This window comes from Hymenobacter aerilatus (genome assembly GCF_022921095.1).
GTDB lineage: Bacteria > Bacteroidota > Bacteroidia > Cytophagales > Hymenobacteraceae > Hymenobacter > Hymenobacter aerilatus.
Genome location: NZ_CP095053.1, coordinates 611,745 through 631,805, shown reverse-complemented (window position 1 = coordinate 631,805; position 20,061 = coordinate 611,745). Strand labels below are relative to the sequence as shown.

The 20,061-nt window shown below is 55.2% G+C and carries 15 protein-coding genes; 12 read left to right on the top strand and 3 right to left on the bottom strand.

From position 1 onward, the window contains the following. Positions 1–90 precede the first annotated feature (90 nt). Positions 91–807, bottom strand: a complete 717-nt coding sequence (locus MUN82_RS02625) for a phosphatase PAP2 family protein (protein WP_245094765.1) — start codon at positions 805–807, stop codon at positions 91–93. A gap of 111 nt (positions 808–918) precedes the next feature. On the opposite strand from MUN82_RS02625, the gene MUN82_RS02620 reads away from it, so the two are divergent. The 3 genes from MUN82_RS02620 (at position 919) to MUN82_RS02610 (ending at position 4,737) form a co-directional block, all read left to right on the top strand. Continuing rightward, positions 919–1,608, top strand: coding sequence for a methyltransferase domain-containing protein (locus MUN82_RS02620; RefSeq protein ID WP_245094764.1), 690 nt, complete (start codon positions 919–921; stop codon positions 1,606–1,608). A gap of 60 nt (positions 1,609–1,668) precedes the next feature. Then, entirely contained in the window at positions 1,669–3,528 is a 1,860-nt protein-coding gene (locus MUN82_RS02615) for a M61 family metallopeptidase (RefSeq protein WP_245094762.1), read from the top strand. A 75-nt stretch (positions 3,529–3,603) separates the two neighbouring features. Then, the gene (locus tag MUN82_RS02610; RefSeq protein WP_245094760.1) at positions 3,604–4,737 is read left to right on the top strand and encodes a glycosyltransferase family 4 protein; all 1,134 of its coding nucleotides are present in this window, start codon (positions 3,604–3,606) and stop codon (positions 4,735–4,737) included. A 134-nt stretch (positions 4,738–4,871) separates the two neighbouring features. On the opposite strand, the gene MUN82_RS02605 is transcribed toward MUN82_RS02610, so the two are convergent. Beyond that, positions 4,872–6,350, bottom strand: coding sequence for a PA14 domain-containing protein (locus tag MUN82_RS02605; protein ID WP_245094759.1), 1,479 nt, complete (start codon positions 6,348–6,350; stop codon positions 4,872–4,874). Between the two features lie 261 nt (positions 6,351–6,611). Beyond that, positions 6,612–7,985, bottom strand: coding sequence for a PA14 domain-containing protein (locus MUN82_RS02600; RefSeq protein ID WP_245094757.1), 1,374 nt, complete (start codon positions 7,983–7,985; stop codon positions 6,612–6,614). Between the two features lie 402 nt (positions 7,986–8,387). Here MUN82_RS02600 and MUN82_RS02595 point away from each other — a divergent pair, with 402 nt between their 5' ends. From MUN82_RS02595 to MUN82_RS02555, 9 genes are all read left to right on the top strand, one after another. Then, the gene (locus MUN82_RS02595) at positions 8,388–9,815 is read left to right on the top strand and encodes a Glu/Leu/Phe/Val family dehydrogenase (protein ID WP_245094756.1); all 1,428 of its coding nucleotides are present in this window, start codon (positions 8,388–8,390) and stop codon (positions 9,813–9,815) included. Positions 9,816–9,961: 146 nt separating this feature from the next. Continuing rightward, positions 9,962–10,534: a hypothetical protein gene (locus tag MUN82_RS02590; RefSeq protein WP_245094754.1), complete on the top strand. Its 573-nt coding sequence runs from the start codon at positions 9,962–9,964 to the stop codon at positions 10,532–10,534. Between the two features lie 129 nt (positions 10,535–10,663). Next, on the top strand, positions 10,664–11,683 hold the full coding sequence (locus MUN82_RS02585; protein ID WP_245094753.1) for an MBL fold metallo-hydrolase: 1,020 nt from the start codon (positions 10,664–10,666) through the stop codon (positions 11,681–11,683). A gap of 328 nt (positions 11,684–12,011) precedes the next feature. Beyond that, on the top strand, positions 12,012–13,031 hold the full coding sequence (locus MUN82_RS02580; RefSeq protein WP_245094751.1) for an ABC transporter transmembrane domain-containing protein: 1,020 nt from the start codon (positions 12,012–12,014) through the stop codon (positions 13,029–13,031). Then, positions 13,024–14,406, top strand: a complete 1,383-nt coding sequence (locus MUN82_RS02575) for an HlyD family secretion protein (RefSeq protein ID WP_245094750.1) — start codon at positions 13,024–13,026, stop codon at positions 14,404–14,406. Before MUN82_RS02580 ends, MUN82_RS02575 begins: the two co-directional genes overlap by 8 nt. Positions 14,407–14,410: 4 nt before the next feature. Next, complete coding sequence (locus tag MUN82_RS02570) at positions 14,411–15,937, top strand: TolC family protein (RefSeq protein ID WP_245094748.1); 1,527 nt, start codon at positions 14,411–14,413, stop codon at positions 15,935–15,937. A gap of 176 nt (positions 15,938–16,113) precedes the next feature. Next, positions 16,114–17,598 (top strand): sodium:solute symporter, encoded by a 1,485-nt coding sequence (locus tag MUN82_RS02565; protein WP_245094746.1) that lies wholly within the window; start codon positions 16,114–16,116, stop codon positions 17,596–17,598. A gap of 68 nt (positions 17,599–17,666) precedes the next feature. Beyond that, positions 17,667–18,146: an energy transducer TonB gene (locus MUN82_RS02560; protein WP_245094744.1), complete on the top strand. Its 480-nt coding sequence runs from the start codon at positions 17,667–17,669 to the stop codon at positions 18,144–18,146. A 63-nt stretch (positions 18,147–18,209) separates the two neighbouring features. After that, positions 18,210–20,036: an ABC transporter ATP-binding protein gene (locus MUN82_RS02555; RefSeq protein ID WP_245094743.1), complete on the top strand. Its 1,827-nt coding sequence runs from the start codon at positions 18,210–18,212 to the stop codon at positions 20,034–20,036. Positions 20,037–20,061: the final 25 nt, after the last annotated feature.

The following is a 20,061-nucleotide window of genomic DNA, read 5'->3' as shown; positions in this document are numbered from 1 at the left end:
GTAGTTGTTTGATGCTGCAAAGATACAACGGCGAATTCTCTTTGCGCAACATTTTTCTTGAAAAACATCGTAAAAAACCTCATTATAGCATCACAAAGGCTGTTTTTCAGCGAGTTGCGGATTGTGCTTGAAGCGTTTTTTTACGATTTTCTCTAGTCGTTTCAGCAGCGGAATAGCAACAAGCAGCCACACTACCCCCGCCGCGTAGCCCGCCAGTACATCGGTAGCGTAGTGCACACGCAAGTACACGCGGGTGAGGCCAATAAGCAGAATCAGCAGCACTAGCCCCGCCATCAGGCTCCGGCGTAGGGTAGGGCGTGCCACGTGTGTATGCGCCAGGTAGATGAGCAGGCCGTAGAACGAAGCCGAAATCATGGCGTGGCCACTGGGAAAGCTCAGACCAGAGGCCGATACCAACGGCAACAACGGCCGGGGGCGTTGGTAGAAATTCTTCAGCAGCAGGTTGAGCGTGATGCTACCCAATGCTACCACCGGCACCAGCAGCGAATACCATCGGTGCCGCCGCACCAGCAAGAAGTACCCGATCAGCCCCAGAGCCGCAGCTACAATAAAGTTGCGCGAGGCAAAAAACGTGAGTACCTCTACCCACTGCAGGTGAGTAGGGCCAAGTACATCCTGCGCCCACCGGAAAGCGGCCTCATCGAAGGGAGCCGCGTGCTCATCAAACACCTCTCGGCCAATAGCCAGAAACGCCACCACACCCAACACGCCCAGGCCCAATGTCAGCGCAAACTCGGTGATAAATAGCGTGATGCCCGCCAGCAGGCGCCGAAAGGAATTGGTCATGTAAGCAAACCAAAAATAAGACTACCCGATAGTATGCGTTTGCCAGCCATCTTTACAGTCTAGCGTCTAACGTTGCTCACGGCATCATTCAAATACGGTTATTCGCCATGCATGGGTCATAAACGGCCTACCTTCTCTACCACCTTCACCCCTACCCCTCTGAAAGGCTTCGACTTTGTAGCGCCGTTTTATGATGCGCTGGCCCGGCTGGTGTTTGGCCGGGCCTTGCGGCGCGCCCAGCAGACGGCCCTAGCAGGGCTGCCGCCGGGTACGCCGCACCTTCTTATTGTTGGAGGCGGAACGGGCTGGATTTTAGGTGACATCTGGCAGCAGTGCCCCCAGGCCCGCGTGCTCTACGTAGAGGCCTCGGCTCAGATGCTGGCCCAGGCCCAGGCGTGGCAGCAACAACACCAGCCACAGCGGTCTGGGCAGATTGTGTTTCGGTGGGGCACCGAAGCCGCGCTGCTCCCCGCAGAGCAGTTTGATGCGGTACTTACCTTTTTCTTGCTCGACCTATTTGCGCCCAGTGAGTTGCAACGCATCGTGCAGCAACTCAACGCGGCCCGGCGCCCCGGTGCCCCCTGGCTGCTTGCCGATTTCACGACGCCTACCCGCTGGTGGCATCATGGGCTATTAGCAGTGATGTACCGTTTCTTCCGACTCACGGCGGGCATTTCGGCCCAACGCCTTCCGCCTATACAACAGGCGCTGGCTACAGTAGGTCTACGGCCGCAGCAACGCTCTTTTTTGTTTGGGCGGATGATGGAGGCCACGGTGTTTACAGAGTGGGTTCCGGATTAAGCAGGGCGCGTTCTGGGCGGAACGCTTATTTTTACAACTTCCTCATCTGAGCAGTTCTTTATGCGAACATCTGTTACTCTTCTTTTGGCACTGGCCTTCCCGCTGGCGTTCTGTCAACCCGTGGTTGCGCAAACCACCCCGCCCCCCGTACGCTACACGGTAGCTTTCCCAAACGCCGCTCACCACGAAGCCCAGATAACTGCCACCTTCACAAATCTGCCCACTACCCCATTGCAGGTACGGATGGCCCGTTCCTCGCCGGGTCGCTACGCGCTGCACGAGTTTGCCAAGAACGTATATGAGGTGCGCGCCACCAACGCCAACGGCCAGCCGCTCACTGTCACGCATCCCGATCCGTACGGCTGGGAGGTAGCCGGCCACGATGGCACCGTCACGTTCACCTACACCTTGTTTGGCGACCGGACTGATGGCACGTACGCTGGCATCGACTGGCGCCATGCTCACCTGAATATGCCCGCCACACTAGTCTTTGCCCGGGGCTTGGAGCAGCGGCCAGTGGAAGTGAAGTTTGCTATGCCCGCCGAGTGGAAAGCAGCTACCCAACTGCGCCCCGAGTCGGCCGGCAACACGTATTACGCGCCGCATTTTCAGTACCTCATGGATTCGCCTACCTCTCTGGGGGCGCAGCAGGTACGTAGCTGGCAGGAGCAGGGCAAGACCATCGAAATGCAAGTGCTGCACGATGGTACTGCCGCTGAACTGGACGAGTTTGTGACCAAAACCAAAGGTATAGTGAAGGAGGCCGCTGCCGTGTTCGGCACGCTGCCCGACTACGATTTTGGTCGTTACACCTTCATTGCCAACTACCTACCCCAAACCAGCGGTGATGGGATGGAGCACCGCAACTCCACCTCGCTCACCAGCAGCCGCCCCCTGCGCGGCCAAGGAGCGCTGGACAACCTGGGTACAGTATCGCACGAGTTTTTCCATAGCTGGAACGTGGAGCGCCTGCGCCCGCAGGACCTGGAACCGTTCAACTTCGAGCAGGCCAACATGAGCAGCAACCTGTGGTTTGCTGAAGGCTTCACGCAGTACTACGGCGACCTGCTGTTGCGCCGCTCCGGCGCATTCAGCACCGACCAGCAATATTGCGACGAAGCCCTGTCGGGTGTGGTGAATGCCATGTTGAACTCGCCGGGAGCAGCGCGTTACTCGCCAGTGTACATGAGCCAACAGGCCCCCTTTGTGGACGCTGCTGTCAGCATCGACCCCAACAACCGCGCAAATACCTATCTCTCCTACTACTACATTGGCGCGGCCAATGCGCTGGCGCTGGATATGCTGCTGCGCCAGGACCACAAAACTGACCTCGATACCTATATGCGGGCTCTGTGGCAGCAATATGGTAGCAAGCAGCAAAACTACGCCCCAGCCCGCCCCTACACCACTGCCGACCTGCAACGCGTGCTGGGCGAAGTGGCCCGCGACACGGCTTTTGCCGGGCAGTTTTTCCGTCAGCATATCTATGGGCATACCCTACCTGATTTCGAAAAGCTGCTGGCCCCGGCGGGTCTCGTGGTACGGAAAGCGCATGCCGGCCAGGCCAGCCTGGGTGCCAATCGGCTGTTATTCAACACCGATAGCACCCTTACCATACCAGTTACTACCCTGGTAGGCAGTCCGCTGTATCAGGCTGGCCTCGACCGTGAAGATGTTATCGTAAAGTTGGCCGGTCAGCCTATCATTAACCGCACAGCCTACGGTGCCCTTTTGGCCCGCCACAAACCCGGCGACGTAATCCCCGTGGTGTACCGCTCGCGGGGACAAGAGCGCACCGCCCAACTCACACTCACCGAAGATCCTACCCTGGAAGTGCTACCCTACGAAGCCGACAAACGAGCCGTCACGAAAAAAATAAAGGCCTACCGCAACGCATGGCTGGGAAGCAAAGCGAAATAAGTTTTCACCACATGTAGCTTATCACCTGTTGCCAACAGGTGATAAGCGTACTGCCACCCTACCCTTCTTTGCAGTATGCGAATTGGATACGATGCCAAACGCTTGTTTGGCAATTTTACCGGCTTGGGTAATTATAGCCGCACGTTGGTGCAGGATGTAGCGCGCTTTCACCCCGAGCATGAGTACCATTTGTATACGCCTGCCATCCGGCAACATCCGGCTATACAGCCCTTTCTGGAAGACGCTCAGTATACTACGTTCGTACCTAGCAGTTCCTTCCGGTCCTTATGGCGCAGCTATGGCGTAGTGAAACAGTTAACGCGAGGCCATATTGAACTATATCATGGGTTGAGCCACGAGTTGCCTGTGGGGCTTGCGCGTGCGGGTATCCCAGGCGTAGTGACCATGCACGATGTTATTTCTAAAGTTTATCCGCAGTGGTATGGCGCTGTTGAGCGCTTTATCTACGATCAAAAAGTACGCTACAGCTGCCATCATGCAACGCAAATCATTGCCATCAGCGAGCATACAAAGCGGGATTTGGTGGAACACTACCGGGTAGACCCAGCCAAAATTAAAGTTATCTACCAAGCCTGCGACCCTATATATTATCAGCAGCAACCACCTGAGCAAGTAGCTAGCACCATAGCACAGCTGGGTATAACAACACCCTACCTGTTGGGGGTAGGCAGCTTAGAGCCTCGTAAGAACATTGCCACTCTACTCCGTGCCTACCAACACTTGCCGACAGACCTGCGAGTGCCGCTTGTTCTAGTGGGCAAAGGAAAGCGTCATAAACAGCAGTTACAACACCTGTTAGCGCAAGCAAACCTAGAAGATGTAGTACACTGGTTGGAAAACCTAGTAGACATTCAGCAACTTCAGGCGCTATACCAGGGCGCCTCAGCCCTTATCTACCCCTCCCTGTACGAAGGGTTTGGCTTACCTATAGCTGAAGCGCTACTGTGCAAGACACCTGTTATTACCTCTTCTACCTCAGCCCTACCGGAAGCAGGCGGCCCCACCTCTTGTTATATAGATCCTACCAGCCCCAAGCAACTCGCACACGCCATCGAGAAAGTGTTAACTGACCCGGCGTACGCAGATCACATGCGAGAGCAAGGCTACCAATACGCCCAAACTCGATTCTCCCCCGCTCGCCTCGCAACCCAGTTGATAACGTGTTATGAGCAGCAAGTTCATTCCTGATTATTGCTGGTTCTCTACCCCCCGTTGATCCTATCCCGACATTGATAGGCTTACAGATGCCAAGAGGGGCACTACTGGTTTCGTAATTATACGAAACCAGTAGTGCCCCTCTTGGCATCTGTAAGCCAACTACCTTACCGGCTAGCCTGCATTTGCACAATCTGCATAGGCTCCACCGTTTGTACCCGTGCTTCGCCCTGAGACTCTGCCTTGGGGTGACGGATCATGATGGGCTGCGAAGTGGTTATACCATTCACGGTGAGATGCAACTGGTAGTTGCCTGAGGGCAACTCCAGGAAAGGCAGTGTCTGGTTATGCACTCCATCACTCAGCTGACGAGCGTTGGAGGAGCGCACGGCTACACCGCGGGTGTCGTAGAGTACCCAGCCTACGGGCATGGCCCCAGGCAATTGGTAGCGCAGCTGCGAGATGCCGTTTGAGGGGTTGGGATACACGTGCACTTTATAGTCGCCGTTGCCCACAAGTGGCGTGGCTTTGGTGCTGATCTTGGCGCCCGCTACGGGCTCTAGCTTCCACTGCTGATCGGCGCCGCCGTTGTAGCGCCACTGCTGCAACCCGCCTTCCGACGTTTCTTTGGCCGTTAGGGCCTTGCTGCTGTGCTTAGCCACCAGCGTATAGTATCCATCTTCTGCTTCGTGAATCAGCCACAGCTGATTATCACTCTTGTAGGCAGGCCACAGGTCGAGAGCAGCGCCGTTGGAAGAAGAGTTGCCGAGCACCTCTAGCGCCTTATTGCTACCCTGCACAAACACACGGTAGTAGCCGTTACCAGCTGATTCGAGTAGCCATTCAGGGGCAGCTGCGTCGGCGGCCGCTCTGCCAGTGGCTTGTTGCTCCGCTACAGCCAGCGTTTGGCCGTCATTGCGAGCTTTCAGACGGTATACACCCGACATGGATGCAACAGCCGGAGTGGCCACAGCACCTTTAGGCAGGCGCATTCCGGCTTTACGCGTTATGGCTTGTTTGGAAACCTCCACTTCTACCTTTGGCTGAGCCGCTACTGATGCTGGCGCTGGCACTGAGGCCATCACAAATCCTTCGGCCGAGAAAGCTTCAGCAGGAATAGCCTGGCGTACCTGCTTTGGAGTAGTCCATTGCAACTGTACGTGCGCGTCACCTTCCTCACTATGATATTCCAGCTTGATGGGCGTTGATTCGCCAGCAGCAAGGTTCACGTAGATATCTGACTCGGTGAGGCTCTGACCGTCCCAGGTATCCAGAATTTTCTGACCATTGATCCATAACCGTACCTGCTCCCCAGCGCGCACAGCGAAGGAATACGCGCCGGTGGTAGGGGCCGTTAGAAAGCCCTCCCAACGTACCGAGAAATAATCGGCTGGCACAGTGGGTGCCGGAGCATCTTTTCCCCACTGAAAGTTAGGTGCGGCATCTTGCTGCTGACGGATAGGTTTGCCTGCCAGTGTGCTATTACCGAAATACCACCCCGTGAGGCCGGGCGTACCGTTTTGCGCTGGCACCACCAGCTGCTGAAATTCTTTGCTTGTAGCCCCCTTAACAGAAGCAAACGCACCTTCGGCATGGCTAAACAGGTGCATCCCTACCAGAGAACAAAAGAGTAAGTGTCGCATCATAGTGAGAAGAATGTACGGGATTTGGTTAAAATAGCATTTTATTAATAAATGCTATCTCGTTAAGCCTGATTTGGAAACATAACTAAACACAATAAAAACCAAGCCAAAAACACATTTATAATATTTAATCCTTTTAAATTTATAATTTATTAAATATTACTAGCTAATATTATTCATATCTAACACCTTATTCATTGCAGGATGCACATTTGATAGCTACACCGTTAATTTCCCCTCCCACTTCGAGATACAATAAGTAGGCTATTCCGCTTCCGTCCGTGTCTCGGCAGATGGATGACGAATCAGAATGGGCTGCGTGGTAGTGATAGTGCCCACAGTGAGATGCAATTGATAGTCACCGCTGGGTAGGGCCGATAGCGCCAGCGTTTGTTGGTGTATGCCGCTAGCTGCCCGCCTGTAGTCGGAGGTGCGGACCACGATGCCACGCGCATCATACAGTACCCAGCCCACGGGTACTGCATTTGGCAACTGGTAGCGCAGTTGCGAGGTGCCGTTGGATGGGTTTGGTGATAAACTAACATTGTAAATACCGTTCCCAACGAGCGGTGTACTGGCAGAGGTCAGTTGAACTGCCTCGTCTTTTACTGGTTCTAGCCGCCACTGCTGATCTTCGTGCCCATTTGCACGCCATTGTTGCATGCCGCCCTCAGTTGGTACTTTAGCTGTGAGTGCTTTTCGACTGTGCTTAGCTATCAGTGTATAATAGCCGTCGCCGGCTTCTTTGATCTGCCACAACTGGTTGTTGCCACTATAATAGGGCCACAGATTGAGAGCGGCACCATTAGAAGACGAGCTGCCTAAGACTTCCAGCACTTTGGTACCGCCTTGCACTGCTACGCGGTAATATCCCTGACCAGCTGGCTCAATACGCCAGTGCGGAGCTACAGCATCCTCAGCGGACGTGAGCTGACGCTCGTCGGCAACTGCCAGCGGCTGCCCAGTTGTGCGCGCTTTCAACACGTATACGCCTGCTAGCTCTGCGAGAGTTGGCTTAGCTGCTGCAGGTTTGGACGGGGCAGCCTTTGCTGGCGGAACCGTAGCCACCTTGTGCTTGGCCGCACTCGGATGTTGTGACTTAGTGCTGGTACTTGTTGCGACCACACTTGGGTTGCTTTCGGCAGAAAAGCATTGAACGGGAATAGCTTGTCGGGCTTGACCAGGGGGAAGCCATTGTAGCTGCACGTGCGCACTCCCTTCTTCACTATGGTATTCCAACTTCACCGATGTAGTTTCGCCAGCAGCCAGCGTTATGTAGGCCTGTGGCTGTGTCTGACCAGTACCATCCCAGGTGTCTAGTACTTTCTGCCCGCCTACCCATAGCCGCACCCGCTCGTCGGGGCGAACCGAAAAGGAGTAAGAACCCGTGATAGGCGCCGTAAGCAAGCCCAGCCACCGCACCGAAAAGTAGTCGGCTGATACAGTGGGTGCTGGCGCATCCTTACCCCAGTCAAAGTTGGGGGCAGCATCACGACGCTGCAGTACTGGCTTGCCTGCCAGCGTACTATTGTTGAAGTATAGTGCCGTGAGACCATATGCGATGCTGGGCACTAGCACTTGAGCGCTTTCTGCTACGCCTGCTTGCAACGGGGGTAGAGCGTTTCCAGTAGCTGCCATCAAGCAAATACTCAGAAGAGAACAACAAAATATACGTTGTGTCATACCAACATCACTTAAAAGTATAATTATAGTACTTTACCAACAAAATACTGTGCCTGCCCGAAAGCTTTCAGGTTAAAAATATTCAATCAATACCTCACAAACAATAACTTATAGTTGATTACTTATATCTAAATACAATTTACTTTTTTAGTACAAAATCAGATTATTTCCTAAGTTCCTGTCTTCTCAATTTCTTTGTATGCGACTATCGGCAGGTAGTGTGCCTGCACGTACTCCACTCAGCTATATTTCCTAACTCCCGACCTTTGCGCTAGGCAGCTACACAACGCAAGCCACTAATTGGTCGTTTGCGTGTATACTGTCTTCATATTTATCTTCCCACCAACTCACAGTACCATGAGCAACCACTTGGTGAAGGGCAAGGACTTTTACGAAAGCGTCCTGCACTTCTACGACCACGCGGCGAGCTTCTCGAAGCTCGATCCTGGCATTCTAAGTCAGATTCGGACCTGCAACAGCATTTATAAAGTAAATTTCCCGGTGGAAGTGGACGGGCACGTGCAGGTGTTCGAAGGCATTCGGGTGCAGCACAGCCACCACAAGCTTCCCAGCAAAGGCGGTATTCGCTACAGCATCCACGTGGATGAGGAAGAAGTGATGGCGCTAGCAACACTTATGACGTTTAAGTGCGCCCTGGTAGACGTGCCGTTCGGTGGTGCCAAGGGTGGGGTGAAAATTAACCCACGTACCAGCTCCGTGCAAACGCTGGAGCGCGTGACGCGCCGCTACGCCAGCGAGCTGATTAAAAAGAACCTGATTGGGCCAGGCATGGATGTGCCAGCGCCTGATTATGGCACCAGCAGCCGTGAAATGGCTTGGATTGCCGATACCTACCTTACCTTTAAGTATGGTGATACCAGCGCGCTGGGCTGCGTAACCGGCAAGCCTGTGGGCCAGGGCGGCATCAGGGGGCGGACAGAAGCTACAGGGCTAGGCATTTTCTACGGCCTGCGCGAGCTATTGGAGGACGAGTCGCTGCTGAAGAAGCTGGGACTAACCAGCGGTATGGCTGGCAAGCGCATTATTGTGCAAGGCCTGGGCAACGTGGGCTACCACGCCGCTCACTTTTGCCAGCGCGAAGGAGCCCTGATTGTGGGCATAGCCGAGCGTGAAGGCGGCCTGTATAACCCAGCAGGCTTGGATGTAGAGGAAGTGTTTAAGCACCGTGCCAGCACGGGCTCTATCCTCAATTTCCACCCCGACACTCAGGACTTCGAAGACTCGCTGCAACTGTTGGAGTACGAGTGCGACGTGCTGTTGCCCGCTGCGCTGGAAAATCAGATTCACGAGGGCAACGCCAAAAACATCAAGGCCAAGATCATTGCCGAAGGTGCCAACGGCCCTACCACCCAAGAAGCTGAGAAGGTTCTGCTGGAACGCGGGGTAGTTATCCTGCCCGACCTTTATCTGAATGCTGGCGGCGTAACGGTTTCGTACTTCGAGTGGCTGAAAAACTTGTCGAACGTGCGCTTTGGCCGCATGGGCAAGCGGGCCGAAGAAGCTTCGATGAAGCGCTTGGTGATGACCATTGAGCAAACTACCGGCAAAATGGTAAGCGAGCGGGAGCGGGCTCTCATCATCCACGGTGCCGACGAGATTGACTTGGTGCGCTCGGGCTTGGAAGACACCATGATTACGGCCTACCATGAAATCAGGGACGTAATGAAGCAAGTACCGGGTATCACGGATCTGCGCACGGCGGCCTTCTATGCGGCTATTGAGAAAATAGGCGTGAGTTACCAAGCGTTGGGCATCTTCCCATAAACTAGGCGTCCTACCCGCTTTGTTTGGCTTCAACAGGTCGTCATGCTACGCGTGGCGACCTGTTTTGCGTTGAAGTTTAGCCGGTTTGCGCGGTAGTTGCGTATCTTGTCGAAACTAAACGTACGGGCTTTACCTTCTACAATTCAATGCTACGTCGTACCCTACCCTTCGCTATTGCTTTCTTATCGGCTGGGTCACTGCTGGCCCAGGTTCCCATGGCTGCCGAGGCAGAAGCACCGTTGATTGGCCTGCACGCTAACCGCACCTCGTATCAGCTCAATATCGGTACTACCTTCGCGGGTGGGCTGGGCTCGGCTATGCACATCAGCCCGCGGGTGACACACCAGTTGGGCAAGCGTTTTTTTGTATTTGGGGGCATGACGTACATGCGTACGTTCGTCAACACGGCCTACAACGCGCCGCGGAATGAAGGCTCGACTACTGCTGATGCTCTCGGCAACCGCTTTGCTATTAGCAACAACTACCTGATCTACGGCGGCGGTACCTACCTGGTAAACCCACGCCTAGCTCTCACGGGCACAGCTTGGAAGGATATGTCGCCTACTGTCAATCCTTACGCGGGATTTGGCAACATGGGCCAGGGTATGAGCATGCGCGCCGACTACCGCCTCACCGAAAACCTGACGGTTTCGGGTGGGGTGCGGATGGCCAGAGGCGTAGGCTACGCGCCGCTGTACGGGCCGGGCTTCGGTTTCTAACACATAAGCGTTTTCACCATCAACACAACGCCAGTTTTGTAGTGTTACTCTGACCTTCAACCGCCGCGCTTCGGGAACCTTCCGGGGCGCGGCGGTTGTGTTTACTAGCGCATTCCTCTTTCCCCTCCTATGCCCTCCCGCCCTACCTACCGTCGCAACGAAAAGCTGGCGACCATTCTACCCAACTACCCTGGCAATAAGATAATTGGCGGAAAATACTGCAACGGCGAAGAACTGTATGAGCCCAGCTTTGCCAACGTATTCCGGTGGAAGTTTTTCACCGAAAACCCACAGAAGGCTGAGAAAAAAGCCGATACCTGGGCGCCGGCTGTGGTAGACTGCACGGAGTTTCTGCGGAGCGATGCCGATGGACTGGTCTGGCTAGGACACGCCTCCTTCCTGCTACGGGTAAGCGGTATCACGCTGCTCACCGATCCGGTGCTGTTTTCTTCCTTTGGGCTGCAGCGCCGCCACCCCCTACCCTGCCGCCCCCAAGACCTGACGGGCATCTACTACCTGCTGCTCAGCCACGGCCACCGCGACCACCTCGACGAAGCTTCCGTGAAGCTGCTGGCCCGCCAGAATCCGCACATGCAGGTGCTCTCGTCCCTGAGCATGGCGCCGTTGCTGCGCGGCATGGCCCCTACCCTGGCCGTGCAGGAAGCCGGTTGGTGGCAGCAGTATCACCTAGGCCCACATGCGCCGCTGGAACTCTTCTACCTACCGGCCTCGCACTGGCACCGGCGGGGCGTGTTCGACGAGAACAAGGTATTGTGGGGCTCCTTTTTGTTGCGTATGCCTGAGGGCGGCACCCTTTACTTTGCCGGCGACACCTCTATGGCCGGTCATTTTGAAGCCATTGAAAAACAGTTTGGCCCCTTGGATATCGTGCTAATGCCAATTGGCGCTTATAAGCCTCCGTTTATGATGGAGATGAGCCACGTAAACCCTCACGAAGCGGCTAAGGCGACCAACATACTACGGGCCGGCCACGTAGTGCCCATGCATTACGGCACCTTTGATTTGAGCGATGAACCAGCTTCGGAGCCCCTACGCCTTTTAGAAGAAATAGCTGCTGGCGGTATGCTCCGCGCCGAGTTGCACGCGCCAGCCGTGGGCGAGCTACTACGCTGGCGGGAGTGGCTTTAGTGCTATCAGGATTTCTGTAACAACGCCCCGCTTACGGTTCTCTAACTATCAGTAATTGAGATACTGACCAACGTGAAAAATACAATATTTATAATTAAAAGCAGCTTTTAATATCATTTTAATGCAAATTAATATGACTTTTTCCAATGAGCGACGTAAATTTGACGTTCGTAAGTAAAAAAGTTCTCGTTTGGCAGCCTTACAAGATGAGTTGTTGAAACTGAACTATAGCTGAACATCCGCTCCTGGCTGCGGTGCAGTCAGCAGAGTAGGCGATACCGCACCAGCTACGTGCCTTCTGGTAGCCCGTCCTTTTCTTACTTTTTCCATGGCTTCTAAGTCTCATTCGACCAACCTCCCGCCCCCTACCCCGTGGCAGCGCCTTACGCGCATGCTCGACACAGAACGTGAAACCATTCGGTACATTCTGTTCTTTGCTATTCTCACAGGTCTCATTGGCCTTACCCTACCCCTGGGTACCCAGGCCGTATTCAACCTGGTTTCGACAGGGGCTGTCTTCAGCAACACGTATATCCTGATTGCGGTCGTAGTGCTGGGGGTGCTGCTGGGCGGCATTTTGCTGATTGGGCAGATGATGCTTGTGGAGGCTATTGAGCAACGGCTGTTTGCTAAGGCAGCCATTGAATATGCCTACCGCCTACCCCGCATTAAGCCCGAAGCGCTGGAAGGGGAAAACCCGCCGGAGTTGGTAAACCGCTTCTTCGATATTCTGACAGTACAGAAAAGCCTCACTAAGTTCTTGATTGACTTAATGTTTGCAGGGTTTCAGATTCTGTTTGGGGTAATTGTGCTGGCCTTCTACCACCCTATTTTCATTGCTTTCGGTCTGTTCACCATCATTATGCTGGTGTTCATCTACGTCATGAACTACCGCCGTGCCTTGCGCACCAGCATAGAGGAATCGGCGTTCAAATATGAAACGGTGGACTGGCTGGAGCAGGTAGCCCGCGAGTTGCCCAAATTTCGGAACAACAAAGAAGAACAGCAGCGCGCCTTAGCTCGTACCGACGAGCTAACAGCCGATTACCTGAATGCCCGTAACGACCATTTTCGGGTCTTGAAAAGTTATTACCGCTGGGGCGTAGGCCTGCGCACCGTACTTACAGCCGGCTTGCTGATTGCTGGCACGCTGTTCGTGGTATCGCGGCAGATGACGTTGGGCCAGTTTGTGGCCGCCGAGGTCCTGATTGTGCAGATCAGCGGTTCTATTGAAAAGCTAATGACTGGCGTGAGCACCGTATTTGATATGCTAACGGGGGTAGAGAAACTAGCCGCCGTAACCGACCTCCCATTGGACGAGAAAAAGACGGAAGGAACCCATGCTTAATCTATCCAATCAAAACGTAGACGAACTGGTATGGGAGGAGCAACCCCAACGCTCCCGGAAAGAACTGCTTGTCCCTAGGGGTAGCCGTACGATAGGCCGCGTGATGCTGGCCGTGGGCATCATCTTCCTGATTATCCTGTTCCTACCCTGGCGCCAGACGATTGACGGCACGGGCACTCTCACTACCCTGCGTCCTCAGGACCGTCCCCAAACGGTGCAGAACCAGATTGCGGGTCGTATTGAGCACTGGGCCGTGCGCGAAGGTGAATTTGTGCGTAAGGGTGATACCATCCTGACTATCTCGGAAATCAAGGATGAGTATTTTGACCCCAACTTGCCTGAGCGCTTGAGTGAACAACTAGCGGCCAAGCGCGGCAATGTGCTCGCCAACACTGCCAAGATAGAAGCCACTGACCAGCAGCTTGTGGCTCTACGCACCACGTTGGAAGTACAGCTGGAATCGGCCCGCAACAAGGTAATCCAGGCCCGCAACTACGTTTCCATCGACAGCGCCGATTTGGTGGCCGTTACCACTTTCTATGAAATTGCTAAATCCCGTTTAGCCCGTTACGAAAACGGCTACCAAAACGGTCTGTTCTCCCTCACTGATATCGAAACGCGCCGCCTGAAGTTGCAGGAAGACTTGGCTAAGGTAACAGCGCAACGCAACAAGCTACTGAACTCGCGTCAGTCGCTGGCGAATGCGGTTATTGAGCTGAGTAACCTGCGCGCCAAGTACGGGCAGGACTTGGCCAAAACACTATCAGACCGCAGCTCGGCCGTATCCAGTCGGGCGTCATCGGAAGGGGAGGTAGCCTCGCTGCGCAACAAAATCAGCAACGTGGAGGTGCGCCGGGGCCTGTATATCGTACGGGCGCCGCAAACCGGCTACGTAGTGCGTACCCTCAAGGCAGGTATTGGCGAGACGATCAAGGAAGGCGAGTCGGTTGCTACGCTGCAACCTGAGTCGCCCATATTAGCGGCCGAAATCTACGTACGCCCCATGGATGTACCTCTGATTCAGAAGGGTAGACAAGTGCGTCTGCAGTTTGATGGCTGGCCGGCGATACAGTTTTCGGGTTGGCCTTCGGTGGCCGTGGGTACCTTTGGCGGCATCGTCACGGTGATTGACGTAGTGAACAGCCCCAACGGCAAATACCGCATTCTGGTGCGTCCTGAGGCTCATCCTGAGCATCGTAACGATGACGACCACCACTGGCCGGAACAGCTACGCTTGGGCTCGGGGGTATATGGCTGGGTAATCCTAGACTCGGTACCCGTGTGGTACGAAATCTGGCGACAGCTCAATGGCTTCCCGCCCAGCCTACAGGCCGCTCCCGGAGCCGATTCGCCTGTGAAAGCCGAAAAGAAGTAGAAAAATGAGGATTCGTTTTTCAGTGCTGACTAGTTGGCTTACGCCGCTGGCTATCCTATTGCCTACCCTTGCTACGCTGGCCCAAACGCCCCGGCTTCCGGCCCAAGCACCGGGACTGGAGCCTGCGCCTCTGCAAACCCGGCAGCTGGCTCGGGACCGTCCGCCGGTAGATACCGCTCACATTTTCTCGCTGCAGGATCTGGCCGAGCTGGTATTTGCCAATCACCCTGTGGTGAAGCAGGCGGCCCTGCTTAGCGAAGACGCCCGCTCGCAGGTGCAGCAGGCCCGCGGCAATTTCGACCCCAAAATAGGCTCGGGTTTCGATCGGAAAATATTCGGCGGTACCGACTACTATAACAACTGGGCAAATGAGCTCAAGGTCCCTATCTGGCCGGGTGGCATCGACCTGAAGGTAGGCTACGACCGCATGGTGGGCACCTACGTCAACCCCGAGTACCGTACTCCGCTTAAAGGTCTAGCCATTGCTGGCCTGTCGGTGCCGCTGGGGCAGGGCTTGCTGATTGACGCCCGCCGAAGCACGTTGCGCCAGGCCAAGCTAATGGTAAACGCTGCCGAGGCCGACCAGGTGAAGCAAATCAACGAAGTTTGGCTGGAGGCAGCCCAGGCTTACTGGACGTGGTACTACACCTACCAGCAGATGCTGCTTATCCAGGAAGGGGTAGAGCTGGCCGAAACCCGCTTCCAGGGTACCAGCCGCCGCGCCCAGTTGGGCGACCAGGCCCCCATCGACTCGGTGGAGGCGCAGATTACGGTGCAGGACCGTTTGGTACAGTTTGAGCAGCTACAGGTAGAGCAGCAAAATGCGAATCTGCTCCTCTCTAACTACCTCTGGAACAAAGACGGTCAACCTGCGGAGCTACCCGCCTACGCCGTGCCTCAGTTGCCTACCCTGCGCACAATCGACAGCCTGGCGTTTGAGGAGTTGCAAGATTTTGCAGCCAACCGCCACCCTACCCTGCTCAAGCTCGACGCCAAAATTCGACAGCTGGGCATCGAGGAGCGCTACCGGCGTGAGCTGCTGAAGCCTACCATCAACGTAAGCGGCTACCTGCTCAGCCGCGGCGACTTTTACCGCCCCGAGGTGCCTGGCTACTACGATTTCGGCCGCGACAATTATAAGGTAGGCGTCGACTTTGCCTTCCCATTGTTCTTGCGCAAAGAGCGTGGCAAGCTTTGGCAAACTCGCATTAAAGTGCAGGACGCCAACCTAGAGCAACAAAACAGCCGCCGCATGATTGCCAACCAGGTCAGTGCCAAATACAACGGCCTCAAAGCCTACGAGCGGCAGTTGGCAGTGCAGGAACAAACAATTGTCAACCAGCGCATTCTGTTGCAAGCCGAACTCCAAAAATTTGAGCTGGGTGAAAGCACCATCTTCCTGATCAACGCCCGCGAAAGCAAGCTCATCGAGCTACGCCTCAAGCAAGAAAGCATGCGCGCCAACTACGAAAAGTCGCTGGCTGAGCTGTATTACTACGCCGGCACACGCACGCTGGGTAGGGACGAGTAAATAGATTTTGGTTGCTTGTTTTTGGTTTTTGGCTCCATAGCCAGCTAACTAGACGTCATTTCGCCCGCTGGGCGAAATGACGTTCTTTTTTTACCTAAGTAGTAGCTTTGAGCTAGAAAGGATTGCCTGTTTTGGTTTGCAGCCAATCCCCAACCACCGACAACCAAAAACCAACCATGTCCCCTACCCTCATTCTCAGCCTGATTGCGGGCTACTTTGTAGTGCTCGTCATCATTTCGGTGCTGACTTCGCGCAAGGCCACCAGCGAATCGTTCTTTATTGCTAACCGCAACGCCCCCTGGTACATGGTGGCGTTTGCCATGATTGGCACCTCGCTGTCGGGCGTCACGTTTATTTCTATTCCGGGCATGGTGCAGGGGCAAGCGTGGAGCTACATGGCCGTAGTGCTGGGCTACACAGTAGGCTACCTGGTGATTGGCACTGTGCTGATGCCGCTCTACTACCGCTTGCAACTCGTGTCGATTTACACCTACCTAGAGCAGCGGTTTGGCTTCTGGAGCTACAAAACCGGGGCCTTTTTCTTTTTGGTTTCCAGGGCGGTAGGCGCGGCGTTCCGGCTATTTCTGGTAGCGGGCGTGCTGCAATTTGCGGTGTTCGATGGGCTGGGCGTACCGTTTGCCGTTACCGTGTCCGTCAGCATTTTACTTATCTATCTGTACACTTTTCGTGGGGGCCTCAAAACCATTCTCTGGACTGATACCTTTCAGACCATGGCCATGCTGGTGTGCGTGGGTGTGAGCATTTACCTGATGGCTGACGAGCTGAACCTGGGCTTTGCGGGCCTAGTGAAAACGGTGAAGGAAAGCGCCATGTCGCAGATTTACTTCTCCGACCCCAAGGACGATAAATTCTTTTGGAAGCAGTTTGCCTCGGGCGCCTTTATCACCATCGTGATGACCGGTCTCGACCAAGACCTGATGCAGAAGAACTTGAGCTGCCGCAACCTGCAAGATGCCCAGAAAAACATGTTCTGGTTTACTATCGCCATTGTGATTGTGAACGTATTTTTCCTGTCGCTGGGTGTACTGCTCTACCAATTTGCCGCGACCAAGGGCATTGCCCTACCCACCAACCCCGACACCGGTAAAGTCATCGGCGACAACGTATTTCCGCTGCTGGCCACCAACTACTTCTCCCTGTTCGCGGGCGTTGTGTTCATTCTGGGCATCATTGCCGTCACCTACGCCTCCGCCGACTCGGCCCTCACGGCACTTACTACCTCTTTCTGCGTGGACATGCTGGATATCAAGCAGTATGACGAAGCAAAGCAGAAGCGCCTGCGCCAGCTCACGCACTTCGGTTTTTCGCTGGTGCTGATTGTGATTATCCTGATTTTTCGAGCCATCAACGACCAGAGCGTGATTACGGCGGTTTTTAAGGCGGCGGGCTACACCTACGGGCCGCTGCTGGGGCTCTACTCCTTCGGTATCTTCACCGGCCGAGGCCTGCACGACCGGCTGGTGCTGCCCGTATGCTTTGCGGCGCCGCTCATTACGTGGTTTATCAACGCCAATTCAAAAGCGTGGTGGGGCTACGAGTTCGGCTTTGAAATCCTGATACTCAACGGCATCCTCACCTTTTTAGGCCTGCTGCTGATTTCTCGTCCCACTGCTACCCGCGAATTGAACCCTGCGGCGTAGAGGTTGTTGAGGGGTAGCGTACCTTTGCGCGCTGGTCCGAAGCTACACTTCGGGCCATCCCCTCCGCTATGAAACATCTGTTCTTCATCTGCCCGCTGTTACTTGTGGGTATTATGGTGCAGGCTCAAACTCCTACCCCGCCGGCCAAACAGCCTGTAGAGTTGCGCGCCGGCCGAATGCAGGCCCAACGTAACCCCGCTGCCAACCGTCCCGATGTAGCGCCGCAGTTTCCGGGCGGCGCCGAGGCCATGAGCACTTTTTTTCAGCAACAGGTAAAGTATCCGGAGGCGGCGCGCGTCAGCAACATGGCAGGCGATGTGGTAGTGCAAGCCACCATTGCAGCCGATGGCAAGCTGCAAAACCCTACCGTGGTGCAAAGCCTCTCCCCCGCCTGCGACGCTGAGGCCCTGCGCGTACTGGCCCTTATGCCCGCCTGGAAGCCGGCTACCCGCAAGGGCCAGCCGGTGGCCGTGTTGGTGCGCGTGCCCGTTCCCTTCGGTAACTCCAAGAACCTGAAAGTAGAGCAGGGCAAACCGAAATTTGAATAATTAACAAGATGATTAGCGCTAAAGGATACTCTTTTTTAGCTCTCTGATAGTACTACATACACAATGGCTCGAAGTGGATTGAATACCAGCGGCAACGACGTCGGCACCGATGCGCCGAAGGTGAAGCTGAATAAGGAGAGCTTTCGGCAGGGGCTACGCATTTTCCGTTTCACGCTGCCTTACCGCACCAAGTTTATCATCGGTCTGGTGCTGCTCACGCTGTCCAGCGCCACTACCATGGCTTTCCCCTGGATTATTGGCAAGCTAGCTGATACCGCCAGCGGCCACCCGGTGGCTCTACCCAATGGTACACTAGTTACCATCAACCAGATTGCCCTGGCCTTTGCCGGGCTGATTCTGATTCAGGGTCTGTTCTCGTTTGGGCGCATCTGGTTTTTCACGCAGGTGAGCGAGTTTACGGTGCGCGACATCCGGCAGGCGCTCTACCAGAAGTTTGTAACCCTACCCATCCCCTACTTCGAGCGCAACCGGGTAGGCGCCATCACTTCGCGCATCACCTCCGATGTGAGCGTAATTCAGGACTCTTTTTCGCTGACGCTGGCCGAGCTGTTCCGGCAAGTGACGACGCTGCTGGCAGGCATCGTGTTTATCATGGTGGTGTCGGTGAAACTGTCGATGTTTATGCTGCTCACGTTTCCGCCTATTGTGGTGCTGGCCATGGTATTTGGGCGCAAAATACGGGTACTAGCCAAGGCAACGCAGGACGAGCTAGCTAAGACCAACGTGATAGTGGAGGAAACCCTGCAGGGCATCAACACGGTGAAAGCCTTTACCAACGAGCAGTTCGAAACCGGGCGCTACACGTCTTCCCTCACGAAGACCGTGCGGGCTGCGTTGCGCAGTAACCTCTACCGCGGCGGGTTTGTGTCGTTTGTAATCATTGGGCTGTTCGGCGGCATCGTGCTGGTGCTGTGGCGGGCGGCCACGCTGGTACAGTCTGGCCAAATGACCATTGGCGACCTCACGCAGTTTGCCTTGTATACCATCTTCATCGGTGCTTCGGTGGCTGGCTTAGGCGAGCTGTATGGCAAGGTGCAAAGTACGTTGGGCTCTTCGGAGCGTATCCTCGAAATCCTGGATGAGCCCGCCGAGCCTACCCACCGCCCCGGCGCTACCCCCCTGCAGATTCGGGGCGATATCGCGTACCAGCACGTGGCTTTCCGCTACCCTACCCGCCCCGACCTAGCCGTACTCAAGGACATCACCTTCGATATTCAGGCTGGCGAAAAGGTGGCGCTAGTGGGCCCCTCGGGCGCCGGCAAAAGTACCATTGTGCAGTTGCTTATGCAGTTCTACGAGCTGAGCGGCGGTAAAATCTTCATCGACGGCCGCGACGCGGCTCTGCTCGACCTTACCGAGTTGCGCCGCCACATTGGCATCGTGCCCCAAGAAACCATCCTGTTTGGTGGCACCATCCGCGAAAACATTGCCTACGGCGACACCTCAGCCACCGATGCCGAAATCATTCGGGCGGCTAAGCAGGCCAATGCGTGGCAGTTCATCGAGTCGTTTCCGGAGGGGCTAGATACGCTGGTAGGCGAGCGGGGCATCAAGCTTTCGGGCGGGCAGCGCCAACGCATCGCCATTGCCCGCGCCATCCTGAAAAACCCGGCCATCCTGATTCTGGACGAAGCCACCTCCGCCCTCGACTCCGAAAGCGAGAAGTTGGTGCAAAGCGCCATGGACGAGCTGATGGTAGGCCGCACTAGCATCATCATTGCCCACCGCCTCTCCACCATCCGCAAAGCCGACAAAATCCTGGTCATTGACAGCGGTCAGATTGTGGAGCAAGGCACGCACGAAGAGCTGGCACATTATGATAATGGACTGTATGCTAATTTGTTGAAGCTACAGTTTGAACTGAGTTAAATGCGTTATCAGGAACGTCATTTCG

What these genes read in the sequence shown, in the direction of transcription:
- MUN82_RS02580 (WP_245094751.1), top strand. Translation starts at nt 12,012, where the DNA reads ATGGCTTCTAAGTCTCATTCGACCAACCTCCCGCCCCCTACCCCGTGG.
- MUN82_RS02620 (WP_245094764.1), top strand. Translation starts at nt 919, where the DNA reads ATGGGTCATAAACGGCCTACCTTCTCTACCACCTTCACCCCTACCCCT.
- MUN82_RS02595 (WP_245094756.1), top strand. Translation starts at nt 8,388, where the DNA reads ATGAGCAACCACTTGGTGAAGGGCAAGGACTTTTACGAAAGCGTCCTG.
- MUN82_RS02605 (WP_245094759.1), bottom strand. Translation starts at nt 6,350, where the DNA reads ATGATGCGACACTTACTCTTTTGTTCTCTGGTAGGGATGCACCTGTTT.
- MUN82_RS02590 (WP_245094754.1), top strand. Translation starts at nt 9,962, where the DNA reads ATGCTACGTCGTACCCTACCCTTCGCTATTGCTTTCTTATCGGCTGGG.
- MUN82_RS02575 (WP_245094750.1), top strand. Translation starts at nt 13,024, where the DNA reads ATGCTTAATCTATCCAATCAAAACGTAGACGAACTGGTATGGGAGGAG.
- MUN82_RS02625 (WP_245094765.1), bottom strand. Translation starts at nt 807, where the DNA reads ATGACCAATTCCTTTCGGCGCCTGCTGGCGGGCATCACGCTATTTATC.
- MUN82_RS02555 (WP_245094743.1), top strand. Translation starts at nt 18,210, where the DNA reads ATGGCTCGAAGTGGATTGAATACCAGCGGCAACGACGTCGGCACCGAT.
- MUN82_RS02570 (WP_245094748.1), top strand. Translation starts at nt 14,411, where the DNA reads ATGAGGATTCGTTTTTCAGTGCTGACTAGTTGGCTTACGCCGCTGGCT.
- MUN82_RS02585 (WP_245094753.1), top strand. Translation starts at nt 10,664, where the DNA reads ATGCCCTCCCGCCCTACCTACCGTCGCAACGAAAAGCTGGCGACCATT.
- MUN82_RS02615 (WP_245094762.1), top strand. Translation starts at nt 1,669, where the DNA reads ATGCGAACATCTGTTACTCTTCTTTTGGCACTGGCCTTCCCGCTGGCG.
- MUN82_RS02565 (WP_245094746.1), top strand. Translation starts at nt 16,114, where the DNA reads ATGTCCCCTACCCTCATTCTCAGCCTGATTGCGGGCTACTTTGTAGTG.
- MUN82_RS02560 (WP_245094744.1), top strand. Translation starts at nt 17,667, where the DNA reads ATGAAACATCTGTTCTTCATCTGCCCGCTGTTACTTGTGGGTATTATG.
- MUN82_RS02600 (WP_245094757.1), bottom strand. Translation starts at nt 7,985, where the DNA reads ATGGCAGCTACTGGAAACGCTCTACCCCCGTTGCAAGCAGGCGTAGCA.
- MUN82_RS02610 (WP_245094760.1), top strand. Translation starts at nt 3,604, where the DNA reads ATGCGAATTGGATACGATGCCAAACGCTTGTTTGGCAATTTTACCGGC.